15 protein-coding genes are annotated in these 15,109 nt (G+C 54.0%); 14 read left to right on the forward strand and 1 reads right to left on the reverse strand.

The annotated features are described in order from the left end of the window. The first annotated feature begins 5 nt into the window (after window positions 1-5). The 5 genes from sdhB to sucD all read left to right on the forward strand — a co-directional run bounded on the left by sdhB (window position 6) and on the right by sucD (window position 7,306). Window positions 6-722, forward strand: coding sequence for a succinate dehydrogenase iron-sulfur subunit SdhB (sdhB, locus tag C0557_RS06995; RefSeq protein ID WP_007373904.1), 717 nt, complete (start codon window positions 6-8; stop codon window positions 720-722). Window positions 723-1,111: 389 nt separating this feature from the next. Further along, the gene (sucA, locus tag C0557_RS07000; RefSeq protein WP_074775286.1) at window positions 1,112-3,934 is read left to right on the forward strand and encodes a 2-oxoglutarate dehydrogenase E1 component; all 2,823 of its coding nucleotides are present in this window, start codon (window positions 1,112-1,114) and stop codon (window positions 3,932-3,934) included. Then, window positions 3,934-5,157: a 2-oxoglutarate dehydrogenase complex dihydrolipoyllysine-residue succinyltransferase gene (gene odhB / locus C0557_RS07005; protein ID WP_074775288.1), complete on the forward strand. Its 1,224-nt coding sequence runs from the start codon at window positions 3,934-3,936 to the stop codon at window positions 5,155-5,157. Before sucA ends, odhB begins: the two co-directional genes overlap by 1 nt. A gap of 113 nt (window positions 5,158-5,270) precedes the next feature. Continuing rightward, complete coding sequence (gene sucC / locus C0557_RS07010; protein ID WP_208657966.1) at window positions 5,271-6,437, forward strand: ADP-forming succinate--CoA ligase subunit beta; 1,167 nt, start codon at window positions 5,271-5,273, stop codon at window positions 6,435-6,437. Next, on the forward strand, window positions 6,437-7,306 hold the full coding sequence (gene sucD / locus C0557_RS07015; RefSeq protein WP_074775292.1) for a succinate--CoA ligase subunit alpha: 870 nt from the start codon (window positions 6,437-6,439) through the stop codon (window positions 7,304-7,306). The genes sucC and sucD overlap by 1 nt, the downstream gene beginning before the upstream one ends. A 71-nt stretch (window positions 7,307-7,377) precedes the next feature. Here sucD and C0557_RS07020 read toward each other — a convergent pair whose 3' ends face one another. Next, window positions 7,378-7,815, reverse strand: a complete 438-nt coding sequence (locus C0557_RS07020; RefSeq protein WP_208657967.1) for a helix-turn-helix domain-containing protein — start codon at window positions 7,813-7,815, stop codon at window positions 7,378-7,380. A 26-nt stretch (window positions 7,816-7,841) separates the two neighbouring features. Between C0557_RS07020 and C0557_RS07025 the strand changes: the two genes are divergently transcribed. The 9 genes from C0557_RS07025 to tolA all read left to right on the forward strand — a co-directional run bounded on the left by C0557_RS07025 (window position 7,842) and on the right by tolA (window position 15,020). Continuing rightward, window positions 7,842-8,276: an MFS transporter gene (locus C0557_RS07025; RefSeq protein ID WP_371813237.1), complete on the forward strand. Its 435-nt coding sequence runs from the start codon at window positions 7,842-7,844 to the stop codon at window positions 8,274-8,276. A gap of 650 nt (window positions 8,277-8,926) precedes the next feature. Next, window positions 8,927-10,495 carry a cytochrome ubiquinol oxidase subunit I gene (cydA, locus tag C0557_RS07030; RefSeq protein ID WP_007373913.1) on the forward strand — a complete coding sequence of 523 codons (1,569 nt, stop codon included), beginning with the start codon at window positions 8,927-8,929 and terminating at the stop codon, window positions 10,493-10,495. Window positions 10,496-10,510: 15 nt separating this feature from the next. After that, the gene (gene cydB / locus C0557_RS07035; RefSeq protein ID WP_208657968.1) at window positions 10,511-11,650 is read left to right on the forward strand and encodes a cytochrome d ubiquinol oxidase subunit II; all 1,140 of its coding nucleotides are present in this window, start codon (window positions 10,511-10,513) and stop codon (window positions 11,648-11,650) included. 14 nt (window positions 11,651-11,664) lie between these two features. After that, a complete protein-coding gene (cydX, locus tag C0557_RS07040; protein ID WP_007373915.1) occupies window positions 11,665-11,778 on the forward strand; it encodes a cytochrome bd-I oxidase subunit CydX in 114 nt (37 codons plus the stop codon). After that, window positions 11,778-12,071: a cyd operon protein YbgE gene (gene ybgE / locus C0557_RS07045; RefSeq protein WP_208657969.1), complete on the forward strand. Its 294-nt coding sequence runs from the start codon at window positions 11,778-11,780 to the stop codon at window positions 12,069-12,071. The genes cydX and ybgE overlap by 1 nt, the downstream gene beginning before the upstream one ends. A gap of 148 nt (window positions 12,072-12,219) precedes the next feature. Then, complete coding sequence (gene ybgC, locus C0557_RS07050) at window positions 12,220-12,624, forward strand: tol-pal system-associated acyl-CoA thioesterase (RefSeq protein ID WP_074775300.1); 405 nt, start codon at window positions 12,220-12,222, stop codon at window positions 12,622-12,624. Next, window positions 12,621-13,313, forward strand: coding sequence for a Tol-Pal system protein TolQ (gene tolQ, locus C0557_RS07055; RefSeq protein ID WP_088237114.1), 693 nt, complete (start codon window positions 12,621-12,623; stop codon window positions 13,311-13,313). The genes ybgC and tolQ overlap by 4 nt, the downstream gene beginning before the upstream one ends. Window positions 13,314-13,316: 3 nt before the next feature. Then, complete coding sequence (tolR, locus tag C0557_RS07060) at window positions 13,317-13,745, forward strand: colicin uptake protein TolR (RefSeq protein ID WP_007373919.1); 429 nt, start codon at window positions 13,317-13,319, stop codon at window positions 13,743-13,745. A 39-nt stretch (window positions 13,746-13,784) separates the two neighbouring features. Next, entirely contained in the window at window positions 13,785-15,020 is a 1,236-nt protein-coding gene (gene tolA / locus C0557_RS07065) for a cell envelope integrity protein TolA (protein WP_208657970.1), read from the forward strand. Window positions 15,021-15,109 lie beyond the last annotated feature (89 nt).

The following is a 15,109-nucleotide window of genomic DNA, read 5'->3' on the forward strand; positions in this document are numbered from 1 at the left end:
GGATGATGAAACTCGAATTCTCGATTTATCGCTATAACCCGGATGTGGATGACGCGCCGCGTATGCAGGATTACACGCTGGAAGCGGAAGAAGGGCGCGACATGATGTTGCTGGATGCGTTAATCCAGCTGAAAGAAAAGGACTCTACACTGTCGTTCCGCCGCTCCTGCCGTGAAGGCGTATGTGGTTCCGACGGCCTGAACATGAACGGTAAGAATGGTCTTGCCTGCATCACCCCAATTTCCGCGCTTGGCAACGGCAAACAGAAAATCGTTATCCGTCCGCTGCCAGGGCTGCCGGTTATCCGCGATTTGGTGGTGGACATGGGACAATTCTATGCCCAATATGAGAAGATTAAACCTTACTTATTGAATAATGGGCAAAATCCACCGGCCAGAGAGCATTTACAGGCACCCGAGCAGCGTGAAAAGCTCGACGGTCTGTACGAATGTATTCTTTGCGCCTGCTGCTCTACGTCCTGCCCGTCATTCTGGTGGAACCCGGATAAGTTTATCGGCCCGGCTGGCTTGCTGGCGGCGTATCGCTTCCTGATCGACAGCCGCGATACCGAAACCGACAGCCGTCTGGAAGGGTTGAGCGATGCTTTCAGCGTATTCCGCTGCCACAGCATCATGAACTGCGTCAGTGTATGTCCGAAAGGGCTGAACCCGACGCGCGCCATCGGCCATATTAAGTCGATGTTGTTGCAAAGAAGTGCGTAATTAGTCCGTGCCGGATAGCGCTGCGCGGTCGAAGTGCCGGATGGCGCTTGCGCTTATCCGGCCTACAGTATGAGTGATGTTTGTAGGCCCGGTAAGGGCGATACAAAAGCAGGAAATCTTTAAAAACCGCCACAAAGACATAATCGAGATGTCTGGAGCGAGACAAGGCGGCAACTGAGCGCATCCCTGGGAGCATAGTGAACTATGTGACCAGGGTAAGTGAAGGCAGCCAACACAGTCGCAGCCCGGACAGCGAAGATTAGGGCAGTTTTTAAAGGTTCCTTCGCGGGCCGCCAAGAGCCCGCAAGTGAACCCTGGGACGTGCGCTACTCGGTGTACGTCGTAGTTATCCACGGCGAAGTAAGCATAACAATGCTTAAGGGATCACGATGCAGAACGGCGCAATGAAAGCCTGGCTGGACTCTTCTTACCTCTCTGGGTCGAACCAGAGCTGGATAGAACAGCTCTATGAAGACTTCTTAACCGATCCTGACTCGGTAGATGCTAACTGGCGATCTATGTTCCAGCAGTTACCGGGCACCGGAGTCAAACCGGATCAGTTCCACTCCAAAACACGTGATTATTTCCGTCAACTGGCGAAAGATGCCTCACGTTACTCTTCCTCTATCTCCGACCCCGACACCAACGTTAAGCAGGTCAAAGTCCTGCAGTTGATCAACGCCTACCGCTTCCGTGGTCATCAGCATGCGAATCTCGATCCGTTGGGACTGTGGCAGCAAGAACGCGTTGCCGATCTGGATCCGGCATTCCATGATTTAAGCGAAGCGGATTACCAGAACAGCTATAACGTAGGTTCCTTTGCGATAGGTAAAGATACCCTGCCGCTGGGCGAATTGATCAACGCGCTGAAAGAGACCTATTGCGGTTCGATCGGCGCGGAATACATGCACATTACCAGCACTGAAGAGAAGCGCTGGATCCAGCAGCGGATTGAGTCAGCGGTCGGAAAATCGAGCTTCAGCAGCGAAGAGAAAAAACGCTTCTTAAGCGAACTGACGGCGGCTGAAGGTCTGGAGCGCTATCTCGGGGCGAAGTTCCCGGGCGCGAAACGCTTCTCGCTGGAAGGCGGCGATGCGCTGATACCGCTGCTGAAAGAGATGATTCGCCATGCAGGCAAAAGCGGCACCCGCGAAGTGGTGCTGGGCATGGCGCACCGCGGTCGTCTGAACGTGCTGGTCAACGTGCTGGGCAAACAGCCGCAGGATCTGTTCGACGAGTTTGCCGGTAAACATAAAGAACACCTCGGCACAGGCGACGTGAAATACCATATGGGTTTCTCGTCTGATGTTGAGACCGAAGGCGGCCTGGTGCACCTGGCGCTGGCGTTTAACCCGTCGCACCTGGAAATCGTTAGCCCGGTGGTGATTGGTTCCGTACGCGCGCGTCTTGATCGTCTCTCTGAGCCGAGCAGCAATAAAGTGCTGCCGATCACCATTCACGGTGACGCGGCGGTGGCGGGTCAGGGCGTGGTACAGGAAACCCTGAACATGTCTAAAGCGCGCGGCTATGAAGTGGGCGGTACGGTGCGCGTGGTGATCAACAACCAGGTTGGTTTCACCACCTCGAACCCGCTGGATGCTCGCTCTACGCCGTACTGTACCGATATCGGTAAGATGGTGCAGGCGCCGATTTTCCACGTCAACGCGGACGATCCGGAAGCGGTTGCTTTCGTTACCCGTCTGGCGCTGGACTTCCGTAACACCTTCAAACGCGATGTGTTTATCGATCTGGTGTGCTACCGCCGTCACGGCCATAACGAAGCCGACGAGCCGAGCGCAACCCAGCCGTTGATGTACCAGAAAATCAAAAAACACCCGACGCCGCGTAAAATCTACGCCGATCGTCTGGAGCAGGACAAAACCATCACGCTGGAAGATGCCACTGAGATGGTTAACCTGTATCGCGACGCGCTGGATGCGGGCGAGTGTGTGGTCGCTGAATGGCGTCCAATGAATATGCACTCCTTTACCTGGTCGCCGTACCTCAACCACGAGTGGGATGAGAGCTACCCGAACAAAGTAGAGATGAAACGCCTGCAAGAACTGGCGAGGCGCATCAGCACGGTGCCGGAAGCCATTGAGATGCAACCCCGCGTGGCGAAAATCTACGGTGATCGTCAGTTGATGGCGAACGGCGAGAAGCTGTTCGACTGGGGCGGCGCTGAAACGCTGGCTTACGCCACGCTGGTTGATGAAGGCATTCCGGTGCGCCTCTCCGGTGAAGACACCGGGCGCGGTACTTTCTTCCATCGCCACGCCGTGATCCATAACCAGGCCAACGGCTCAACCTATACACCGCTGAGCCATGTGCATAATGGCCAGGGTCCGTTCCGCGTATGGGACTCCGTACTCTCTGAAGAAGCGGTACTGGCTTTTGAATATGGCTACGCCACCGCTGAGCCGCGTACGCTGACCATCTGGGAAGCGCAGTTCGGCGACTTCGCTAACGGCGCGCAGGTGGTGATTGACCAGTTCATCAGCTCCGGCGAGCAAAAGTGGGGCCGTATGTGCGGGCTGGTAATGCTGTTGCCGCATGGCTATGAAGGGCAGGGCCCGGAGCACTCCTCCGCCCGTCTGGAGCGTTATCTGCAACTGTGCGCTGAGCAAAACATGCAGGTTTGCGTCCCATCCACCCCGGCACAGGTTTACCATATGCTGCGTCGTCAGGCGCTGCGCGGTATGCGCCGCCCGCTGGTGGTGATGTCACCGAAGTCGCTGCTGCGTCATCCGCAGGCGGTCTCCACGCTGGATGAACTGGCGAATGGCACCTTTATGCCGGCGATTGGTGAAGTGGATGATTTGGACCCGCAAGCCGTGAAGCGCGTTATCCTTTGTTCTGGTAAGGTTTATTACGACCTGCTTGAACAGCGTCGTAAAAATGACCAGAAGGATGTCGCCATTGTCCGTATTGAGCAGTTGTACCCGTTCCCGCATCAGTCGGTGCAGGACGCGTTGAAACCTTATGCGCACGTACATGATTTTGTCTGGTGCCAGGAAGAGCCGCTTAACCAGGGCGCCTGGTACTGCAGCCAGCATCATTTCCGTGATGTGATACCTTTTGGGGCCGCTCTGCGCTATGCAGGACGCCCGGCCTCCGCCTCCCCGGCGGTGGGATATCTGTCCGTTCACCAGAAGCAACAGCAAGATCTGGTGAATGACGCGCTGAACGTCGATTCAATAAAGGATAAATAATGAGTAGCGTAGATATTCTTGTTCCCGATCTGCCTGAGTCCGTTGCTGATGCGACTGTCGCGACCTGGCACAAAAAACCAGGCGATAGCGTCCGACGCGATGAAGTATTGGTAGAAATCGAAACGGACAAAGTGGTACTGGAAGTACCGGCTTCAGCGGACGGTATTCTGGACGCGGTGCTGGAAGACGAAGGCACGACGGTCACTTCCCGTCAGATCCTTGGCCGCCTGAAAGAAGGCAACAGCTCGGGTAAAGAGAGCAGCGCCAAATCTGAAGCGAAAGAATCCACGCCAGCTCAGCGCCAGCAGGCGTCGCTGGAAGAGCAAAATAACGACGCGCTCAGCCCGGCGATCCGTCGCCTGCTGGCTGAACACAGCCTTGACGCCAGTGCCATTAAAGGTACCGGCGTTGGCGGCCGCATCACCCGTGAAGATGTGGATAAGCACCTGGCGAAAGCCCCGGCCAAAGAAGAGAGCAAACCGGCCGCTCAGCCGGCAAGCAGCCCGGCGCCGCAGCTGGCTGGCCGTTCAGAAAAACGCGTGCCGATGACTCGTCTGCGCAAACGCGTGGCTGAGCGTCTGCTGGAAGCGAAAAATTCAACTGCCATGCTGACGACCTTCAACGAAGTCAACATGAAGCCAATCATGGATCTGCGTAAGCAGTACGGTGATGCGTTTGAAAAACGCCACGGTATCCGTCTGGGCTTTATGTCGTTCTACGTGAAAGCGGTTGTTGAAGCGCTGAAACGCTATCCGGAAGTGAACGCCTCTATTGATGGCGACGACGTGGTTTACCACAATTATTTCGATGTCAGCATGGCGGTTTCCACGCCGCGTGGTCTGGTGACGCCGGTACTGCGTGATGTGGATACGCTGGGCATGGCCGACATCGAGAAGAAAATTAAAGAACTGGCGGTAAAAGGCCGTGACGGCAAGCTGACCGTTGAGGATCTGACCGGTGGTAACTTTACTATCACCAACGGCGGTGTATTCGGTTCGCTGATGTCCACGCCGATCATCAACCCGCCGCAGAGTGCGATCCTTGGCATGCACGCCATCAAAGATCGCCCAATGGCGGTCGATGGCAAAGTTGAAATTCTGCCGATGATGTACCTGGCGCTCTCCTACGACCACCGCCTGATCGACGGACGCGAGTCTGTGGGCTTCCTGGTTGCAATCAAAGAATTGCTGGAAGATCCGACGCGTCTGCTGCTGGATGTGTAGTGTCCTTTGCCCGGTGGCGCAGGCTGCCGGGCCTATAACGAACACCTGCTTTGCAGGCCGGAAAGCCCTGGCGCTTCCGGCATGACAAATTAAATAAAGGATGGATAGAACACATGAACTTACACGAGTATCAGGCGAAACAGCTTTTTGCCCGGTCAGGTCTGCCGACTCCGGTTGGTTACGCCTGTGCTACCCCACGTGAAGCAGAAGAAGCCGCATCGAAAATCGGCACCGGCCCGTGGGTGGTGAAATGCCAGGTCCACGCGGGCGGCCGTGGTAAAGCGGGCGGCGTAAAAGTCGTTAGCAGCAAAGAAGATATTCGCGCTTTTGCGGAACACTGGCTGGGTAAACGCCTGGTAACCTACCAAACAGACGCCAACGGCCAGCCGGTTAACCAGATCCTGGTGGAAGCGGCAACGGATATTGGCAAAGAGCTGTATCTGGGCGCGGTTGTTGACCGCAGCTCACGCCGTGTGGTGTTCATGGCATCGACGGAAGGTGGTGTGGAAATCGAAAAAGTGGCAGAAGAGACGCCGCACCTGATCCACAAAACCACCATCGATCCGCTGACTGGCCCGATGCCGTACCAGGGACGCGAACTGGCGTTCAAACTCGGTCTGGAAGGCAAACAGGTTCAGCAGTTCACTAAAATTTTCATGGGGCTGGCGACCATTTTCCTTGAGCGCGATCTGGCGCTGATCGAAATCAACCCGCTGGTCATCACCAAACAGGGCGACCTGATCTGCCTCGACGGCAAGCTGGGCACTGATGGCAACGCACTGTTCCGTCAGCCGGAACTGCGCGAAATGCGCGACCAGTCGCAGGAAGACCCGCGCGAAGCGCAAGCTGCGCAGTGGGAACTGAACTATGTTGCATTGGATGGCAACATCGGCTGTATGGTTAACGGTGCTGGCCTGGCGATGGGCACCATGGACATCGTTAAGCTGCACGGCGGCGAACCGGCGAACTTCCTCGACGTAGGCGGCGGTGCGACCAAAGAACGTGTTACTGAAGCGTTTAAAATTATCCTCTCCGATGAGAAGGTGAAAGCGGTGCTGGTGAACATTTTCGGCGGTATCGTGCGTTGCGACCTGATCGCCGACGGCATCATCGGTGCGGTAGAAGAGGTGGGTGTTAACGTTCCGGTTGTTGTCCGTCTGGAAGGTAACAACGCCGAGCTGGGCGCCAAACGTCTGGCGGACAGCGGTCTGAACATTATCGCAGCGAAAAGTCTGACGGATGCAGCACAGCAGGTTGTTGCCGCAGTGGAGGGGAAATAATGTCTGTTTTGATTGATAAGAACACCAAAGTTATCTGCCAGGGTTTTACCGGTAGCCAGGGTACTTTCCACTCCGAGCAGGCAATTGCCTACGGTACGCAGATGGTTGGCGGTGTAACGCCAGGCAAAGGCGGCACCACGCATCTGGGTCTGCCTGTATTCAATACCGTACGTGAAGCGGTGGAAGCCACTGGCGCGACCGCCAGCGTGATTTACGTTCCGGCGCCGTTCTGCAAAGACTCCATTCTGGAAGCCATCGACGCGGGCATCAAACTGATCATCACCATTACTGAAGGTATCCCGACGCTGGATATGCTGACGGTAAAAGTGAAGCTGGACGAAGCTGGCGTGCGCATGATCGGCCCGAACTGCCCTGGCGTAATCACCCCGGGCGAGTGCAAAATCGGCATCATGCCTGGCCATATTCACAAGCCGGGTAAAATCGGTATTGTGTCGCGTTCCGGTACGCTGACTTATGAAGCGGTTAAACAGACCACCGATTATGGCTTTGGTCAGTCTACCTGTGTTGGTATCGGCGGCGACCCGATCCCGGGTTCTAACTTTATCGATATCCTGAAACTGTTCGAGGAAGATCCGCAGACCGAAGCGATCGTTATGATCGGTGAGATCGGCGGTAGCGCAGAAGAAGAAGCGGCTGCCTACATCAAAGAACATGTGACCAAACCGGTTGTCGGCTATATCGCGGGTGTCACTGCGCCGAAAGGCAAACGTATGGGCCACGCGGGTGCCATCATCGCAGGTGGTAAAGGTACAGCGGACGAGAAATTCGCTGCGCTGGAAGCTGCCGGGGTGAAAACTGTGCGTAGCCTCGCTGATATCGGCGAAGCACTGAAATCTATCATTAAATAAAACTATTGCTCCTCCCTGAGGGGAGCATAAACTTGTCTCGACATGGTTGGCCGCTCCCGTAGCGGCCTTTTTTATTGCTGTAATTTACGCACTTCAGTATTTGCCGCGGTAAGCCGGTGCCCGTCAGACGCTTGCGGCAACATCGGAGGGATGGCTTCGCCGCTCTGGCTATCGATCAATATGGAATGGGGTTCGCCTGGAGCAAAAAGATGCTGTTCTCCCCATTGGCGCAGCGCCACCACTACCGGAAATAACGACTCACCTCTCTCTGTCAGCACATATTCCTGATATGCCGTGCCATCTGATGCGGGTTGAGTGGTAAAAATGCCCGCTTCCATCAGTTTGCGCAGCCTGTCAGTAAGAATGTTACGCGCCACGCCAAGACTACGCTGAAAATCACCAAAACGCCGCGCGCCGTCAAAGGCATCACGGATGATAAGCAATGCCCAGCGATCGCCAATCAAATCGACAGAACGGGCAACGGGGCAGGGTTGGGTCTTCAGTGACACGGCGCATCTCCGGTTTGGGATTCTGGTTGCATTTTAAAACTAGCCAGGCGGCTGTCGGCGGCGTAGTAACCGCAACTCAGGTGGGATCGGCGTTGGCTTTACTGCTGCTGGTACCGTTGGGCGATATTGTTGAACGACGCCGGTTGTTGTTGGTGCAGTTACTGGCGCTGATGATTGCGTTGAGCGCGGTGGCGCTGGCGCAATCGGCTGTGGTGTTGCTCACCGGTATGCTGGCAACAGGTTTGCTGGGTACGGCCATGACACAGGGGTTGATCGCCAGTGTGGCCAGTATTGCCAGTGAACAGGAGCGAGGCAGGGTAGTGGGCGCCATGGCAACAACCGTTATTTATGCCAGATTCGGCTGGCAAGGCGTTTGTTTGCTCGGCGCTAGCGTAAGTCTGCTGGCGCTTATTGTCTGGAGCACAACACGGCGCTGGATGCGGCTGAACAATACCCCATAAAATAAAATGGTTTTAGCGCGTGCGAAAATAAAAAAATAATCACGGAGCGGTGTTAAGTACGATAACTGCAATGGTGAAATATTTGTAAAATAAAAAAGATGTGCGGTAAGTCTAATTTCTCAAGCTCTTTATCTGTCATGGACGACCCATTTTTCCCGCAGAGGATAAACGTTAAATATACTCGCCATTATTTCTCTTTACTCGCCAATTGATAACCATTGATTACGTTAAAATGAACATGCTGTTAACAAGGTTTTTACCGCAGTTATACATTGGCTACAAAATTAACAGTAAAGAATAAAAATGATGTAAATCAATATCTAAAAGCTTGGAAAAGATTGTGAAAATCGTTAAATTGTCGCAGATCAAATTGGCTAAAAAGCGGTAGGATTGGCATAAATTGATCGGTGTCGAAAAACGTAAAATTAACTCAATAAAAACCTATTTATCGTAAGGGTTTTCCGAGTTAATATGTTCACGAGATCAATTCGAAATTTTTATTAACCTGGTTGTAACTTTTTTCATTCATTACCACAATTTCTGTGGCAGTGAATAAAAGCAGTGCAACAAATTTGTATTGGGGCATGCGTGTGAACCCACGCTAACGGGGTTTACTCTCGGAGTCTTCATGCGATGAGCAAGGAGTCAGAATGTTAGATATAGTCGAACTGTCGCGCTTACAGTTTGCCTTGACTGCGATGTACCACTTTCTGTTTGTGCCACTGACGCTCGGTATGGCGTTCCTGCTGGCAATTATGGAAACGGTCTATGTCCTCTCCGGCAAACAGATTTATAAAGATATGACCAAGTTCTGGGGCAAGTTGTTTGGTATCAACTTTGCTCTGGGCGTGGCAACAGGCCTGACGATGGAGTTTCAGTTCGGGACTAACTGGTCATACTATTCCCACTACGTTGGGGATATCTTCGGTGCGCCGCTGGCAATCGAAGGGCTAATGGCCTTCTTCCTCGAATCCACATTTGTTGGTTTGTTCTTCTTCGGTTGGGATCGTCTCGGTAAAGTGCAGCACATGGCAGTCACCTGGTTAGTTGCGCTGGGTTCTAACTTGTCGGCATTGTGGATCCTTGTTGCTAACGGCTGGATGCAGAACCCCGTTGCGTCTGATTTCAACTTCGAAACCATGCGCATGGAGATGGTGAGCTTTGCCGAACTGGTGCTGAACCCGGTTGCGCAGGTGAAATTCGTTCACACCGTTGCTTCCGGTTATACCTGCGGCGCCATCTTTATCCTCGGCATCAGCTCTTATTACCTGCTGCGTGGTCGCGACATCGCTTTTGCTAAACGCTCCTTTGCTATTGCTGCCAGCTTCGGCATGGCCGCTGTGCTGTCTGTTATTGTGCTGGGTGATGAATCCGGTTACGAAATGGGCGACGTGCAGAAAACCAAACTGGCTGCTATTGAGGCCGAATGGGAAACGCAACCGGCTCCGGCGGCATTTACCCTGTTTGGCGTGCCGGATCAGGATAAGCAAGAGAATAAATTTGCTATCCAAATCCCTTACGCGTTGGGCATTATCGCGACCCGTTCGGTGGATACCCCGGTTATCGGCCTGAAAGAGCTGATGGTGCAGCATGAAGAGCGTATCCGTAACGGTATGAAAGCGTACCAGTTGCTGGAGCAGCTCCGCTCAGGTTCTGCCGATCAGTCCGTTCGCGATCAGTTCAACAGCGTCAAGAAAGACCTCGGTTATGGCCTGTTGCTTAAACGCTACACGCCGAATGTGACCGATGCGACTGACGCGCAAATCCAGCAGGCGACGAAAGACTCTATTCCTCGTGTTGCGCCGCTTTACTTCGCGTTCCGTATCATGGTGGCGTGCGGTGTTCTGATGCTGTTGATTATCGCCGCGTCCTTCTGGACGGTGATTCGTAACCGTATTGGCGAGAAGAAATGGCTGTTGCGCGCGGCGCTGTATGGTATTCCGCTGCCGTGGATCGCCATTGAATCCGGCTGGTTTGTTGCCGAGTACGGACGTCAGCCGTGGGCGATTGGTGAAGTGTTGCCGACCGCAGTGGCTAACTCGTCGTTAACCGTTGGCGATCTGCTGTTCTCCATGATTCTGATTTGCGGCCTTTATACGCTGTTTATGGTGGCGGAAGTGTTCCTGATGTTCAAATTTGCTCGCCTTGGGCCGAGCAGCCTGAAAACAGGTCGCTATCACTATGAGCAGTCCACTGTGGCTTCTCAGCCGGCACGCTAAGACAGGAGTCGTCAAATGATCGATTATGAAGTATTACGTTTTATCTGGTGGCTGCTGGTTGGCATTCTGCTGATTGGTTTTGCTGTCACCGATGGCTTCGACATGGGTGTGGGCATGTTGACCCGCCTGCTGGGTCGTAGCGACACTGAGCGCCGCGTGATGATTAACTCCATTGCGCCGCACTGGGACGGCAACCAGGTTTGGCTGATCACTGCCGGTGGCGCGCTGTTCGCCGCCTGGCCGATGGTTTACGCTGCTGCGTTCTCCGGCTTCTATGTCGCGATGATCCTCGTGCTGGCTTCTCTCTTCTTCCGTCCGGTGGGTTTCGATTACCGCTCGAAGATTGAAGACAATCGCTGGCGCGGGATGTGGGACTGGGGCATTTTCATCGGTAGCTTCGTACCGCCGTTGGTGATTGGTGTGGCGTTTGGCAACCTGCTGCAGGGCGTGCCATTCCACCTCGACAACGATATGCGTCTGTTCTATACCGGCAACTTCTTCCAACTGCTGAATCCGTTTGGTCTGCTGGCGGGTGTGGTTAGCGTGGCGATGATCCTGACGCAAGGCGCAACATATCTGCAAATGCGTACCGTGGGAGAACTGCATCTGCGTGCTCGCGCTACTGTGCAGATTGCCGCACTGGTGACGCTGGTCTGTTTCGCGCTGGCCGGTGTGTGGGTGGTTTACGGTATTGATGGCTATGTGGTGACCTCTGTGATGGATCACCACGCCCCGTCTAATCCGCTGCTTAAAGACGTTGCGGTACAGGCTGGTGCCTGGCTGACTAACTTTAATAACACGCCTGTGTTGTGGGTGATCCCGGCGCTGGGTGTAGTCCTGCCGCTGCTGACCGTACTGACCGCGCGTCTGGATAAAGCGGCCTGGGCATTTGTGTTCTCTTCGCTGACCCTGGCCTGCATCATTCTGACTGCCGGTATCGCGATGTTCCCGTTCATCATGCCGTCAAGCACTATGCTGAAAGCCAGCCTGACCATGTGGGATGCAACATCGACCCAACTGACGCTGAATCTGATGACCTATGTTGCGCTGGTGTTTGTGCCAATCATTCTGCTCTACACCACCTGGTGTTACTGGAAAATGTTCGGCCGTATCACCAAAGAACATATTGAAAGCAATACCCACTCTATGTACTAAGTAAGGAGCTGAATATGTGGTACTTCGCATGGATTTTAGGAACGCTTCTTGCCTGTGCTTTTGGAGTGATTACCGCTCTGGCGCTGGAACATGTTGAAGCGTCGAAAGCGGGACAAGAAGAACAGTAATGGAAAAAGTTATCGCAAAGTTATATGCGGTAATGGATAAGGGCCCGTTAAGGGCCCTTTCCTTAATAATGGCGCTCTTGCTGGCTGGCTGCATTTTCTGGGATCCGTCCCGTTTTGCTGCGAAAACCAGCGAGCTGGAGATCTGGCACGGATTGCTGCTGATGTGGGCGGTGTGTGCCGGGGTTATCCACGGCGTCGGTTTCCGGCCGCGCGCCATTCACTGGCAGGGTTTTTTCTGCCCGCTTATCGCTGATGTCGTTCTGCTGGCGGGGCTTATTTTTTTCTTCTTTTGAATAAGAAATATCCGCTATCCTCATGGGCTTGCAAAAGCCCATAAATTTTTACTATCCGTTTACCTGAACCCATTCCAAAGCACCTTTCCCGCGCGTATAGTAGCGAAGTTTAAAAGCTCTAACTTTTTTTGCATTACCGGGATGTAAAGTGAATACAACGCTGTTTCGATGGCCGGTTCGTGTCTATTACGAAGATACCGACGCCGGTGGTGTGGTTTACCACGCCAGCTACGTAGCTTTTTATGAAAGAGCCCGTACAGAGATGCTGCGCCATCATCACTTTAGCCAACAAGTTCTGCTGGCTGAGCGCGTCGCGTTCGTGGTACGCAAAATGACGCTGGAGTATTTTGCGCCCGCCAGACTCGACGACATGCTCGAAGTCCAAACGGAAATTACATCAATGCGTGGTACCGCCATGGTTTTCACGCAGCGGATTGTCAACGCAGAGAACAAAGTGCTGAATGAAGCTGAAGTGCTGATTGTCTGTGTTGATCCACTCTTAATGAAGCCTCGTGCGCTTCCCAAGTCTATTGTCGCGGAGTTTAAGCAGTGACTGACATGAACATCCTTGATTTGTTCCTGAAGGCTAGCCTTCTGGTCAAACTTATCATGTTGATTTTGATTGGTTTTTCAATCGCATCCTGGGCAATCATCATCCAGAGAACGCGCATCCTCAACGCAGCAGGGCGCGAAGCGGAAGCATTCGAAGACAAGTTCTGGTCCGGCATTGAACTGTCACGTTTGTATCAGGAAAGCCAGGGGCGCCGCGACAATCTGAGCGGTTCGGAACAAATCTTCTACAGCGGATTCAAAGAGTTTGCCCGTCTGCATCGCGCAAACAGTCACGCGCCAGAAGCGATTGTTGAAGGCGCATCAAGGGCGATGCGCATTTCGATGAACCGCGAGCTGGAAAATCTGGAAAACCACATTCCTTTCCTTGGCACCGTGGGTTCTATCAGCCCGTATATCGGTCTGTTCGGTACGGTGTGGGGGATCATGCACGCCTTTATCGCGCTGGGTGCTGTGAAGCAGGCCACACTGCAAATGGTTGCGCCGGGGATCGCGGAAGCGCTGATCGCTACCGCAATCGGTCTGTTTGCCGCAATCCCGGCGGTGATGGCATATAACCGCCTGAACCAGCGCGTGAACAAACTGGAACTGAATTACGACAACTTTATGGAAGAGTTCACGGCTATTCTGCATCGCCAGGCATTCGCCAGCAGCGACAGCAACAAGGAGTAATCCATGGCCAGAACGCGTGGGCGGGGCAGTCGTGGCCTCAAGTCTGAAATCAACATTGTACCGTTGCTGGACGTGTTGCTGGTGCTGCTGCTGATCTTTATGGCAACCGCGCCGATCATCACGCAGAGCGTAGAGGTCGATCTGCCGGATGCGACGGAATCGCAGACCGTCAGTACCAATGACGATCCTCCGGTCATTATTGAGGTTTCCGGTGTCGGACAATACAGCGTGGTGGTGGAAAAAGATCGTATGGATCAGCTACCGCCAGAGCAGGTGATTGCCGAGGCGCAGCGTCGCCTGCAATCCAATCCGAAAACCGTGTTCTTAATCGGCGGAGCGAAAGACGTGCCGTACGATGAAATCATTAAAGCGCTGAACCTGTTACATAGCGCGGGTGTGAAATCGGTTGGCTTGATGACGCAGCCTATCTGATCACTCGCCTGACAGGCGGACAGTTTTTGGGAACCGAGAGTGTCAAAGGCAACCGTACAAAACGACAAGCTTAAGCGAGCGATAATCATCTCAGCCGTGCTGCACGTAATTCTGGTGGCGCTGCTGATTTGGAGTTCGTTCGACGAGCATATTGATGCGTCTGCGGGCGGCGGCGGTGGCTCGGCGATCGATGCGGTGATGGTCGATCCCGGCGCTGTGGTGGACAATTACAATCGCCAACAGCAGCAGCAAGCCAGCGCGCAACGAGCCAAAGAGCAGCGCGAAAAACAGGCGCAACAGCAAGCGGAAGAGCTGCGTGAAAAGCAGGCTGCCGAGCAGGAGCGTTTGAAACAGCTGGAGCAGGAGCGTTTGCAGGCGCAGGAAGCCGCGCGCGAACAGGCCGAGCAGCAGAAGCAAGCAGAAGAGGCGGCAAAAAAAGCGCAGCAGCAACAGAAGCAAGCTGAAGAAGCTGCAGCGAAAGCAGCCGCTGATGCAAAAGCTAAAGCAGACGCCCAGGCAAAAGAAGCGGCAGAAGCAGCGAAGAAAGCCGCCGCCGATGCGCAGAAAAAAGCGGAAGCTGATGCCGCAAAAGCCGCAGCCGACGCACAGAAAAAAGCGGAAGCTGAAGCGGCGAAGAAAGCTCAGGCAGACGCTGAGAAGAAAGCACAGGCCGAAGCGGCTAAACAAGCCGCCGCAGAGAAAGCAGCAGCAGAGAAAGCCGCTGCGGCTGAGAAGGCTGCTGCTGCGAAAGCTGCTGCCGCTGAAAAAGCTGCAGAAGAGAAGAAAGCAGCCGCCGCAGAGAAGGCCGCCGCCGATAAGAAAGCGGCAGCCGAAAAAGCGGCCGCTGCCAAGAAAGCCGCCGCTGAAAAAGCCGCTGCTGCCGCTGGCGTTGACGATCTGTTTGGCGATTTAAGCTCTGGTAAGAATGCGCCGAAAACAGGTGGCGGGGCGAAAGGTAATAATGCAGCCGCAGCCGGTTCTGGTAACACTAAGAACAACGGCGCATCAGGTGCTGACATCAGTAACTATGCAGGGCAGATTAAATCGGCGATTGAAAGCCGCTTTTATGATGCCTCCTCCTATGCGGGGAAAACCTGTACGTTGCGCGTCAAACTGGCACCGGATGGCATGCTGTTAGATATTCAGTCCGAAGGTGGCGACCCGGCGCTTTGTCAGGCGGCTCTTGCAGCTGCAAAACAGGCGAAAATGCCGAAGCCGCCAAGTCAGGCTGTGTATGAAGTGTTCAAAAATGCGCCGCTGGACTTTAAACCATAAGGTACACTTTCCTTCGCACTACGCGGGGGAAATCGTACCGGCTATTCCGACGCGGGTAGTTTTGTCTTATTGAGTTTGTTAAAATTCTG

This window comes from Kosakonia sp. MUSA4, from assembly GCF_013085925.1.
Classification (GTDB): Bacteria; Pseudomonadota; Gammaproteobacteria; order Enterobacterales; family Enterobacteriaceae; genus Kosakonia; species Kosakonia sacchari_B.

Coding starts and splice junctions, on each gene's coding strand:
- sucD (WP_074775292.1), top strand. CDS start 6,437: ATGTCTGTTTTGATTGATAAGAACACCAAAGTTATCTGCCAGGGTTTT.
- cydB (WP_208657968.1), top strand. CDS start 10,511: ATGATCGATTATGAAGTATTACGTTTTATCTGGTGGCTGCTGGTTGGC.
- sdhB (WP_007373904.1), top strand. CDS start 6: ATGAAACTCGAATTCTCGATTTATCGCTATAACCCGGATGTGGATGAC.
- sucA (WP_074775286.1), top strand. CDS start 1,112: ATGCAGAACGGCGCAATGAAAGCCTGGCTGGACTCTTCTTACCTCTCT.
- sucC (WP_208657966.1), top strand. CDS start 5,271: ATGAACTTACACGAGTATCAGGCGAAACAGCTTTTTGCCCGGTCAGGT.
- cydX (WP_007373915.1), top strand. CDS start 11,665: ATGTGGTACTTCGCATGGATTTTAGGAACGCTTCTTGCCTGTGCTTTT.
- tolR (WP_007373919.1), top strand. CDS start 13,317: ATGGCCAGAACGCGTGGGCGGGGCAGTCGTGGCCTCAAGTCTGAAATC.
- odhB (WP_074775288.1), top strand. CDS start 3,934: ATGAGTAGCGTAGATATTCTTGTTCCCGATCTGCCTGAGTCCGTTGCT.
- cydA (WP_007373913.1), top strand. CDS start 8,927: ATGTTAGATATAGTCGAACTGTCGCGCTTACAGTTTGCCTTGACTGCG.
- ybgE (WP_208657969.1), top strand. CDS start 11,778: ATGGAAAAAGTTATCGCAAAGTTATATGCGGTAATGGATAAGGGCCCG.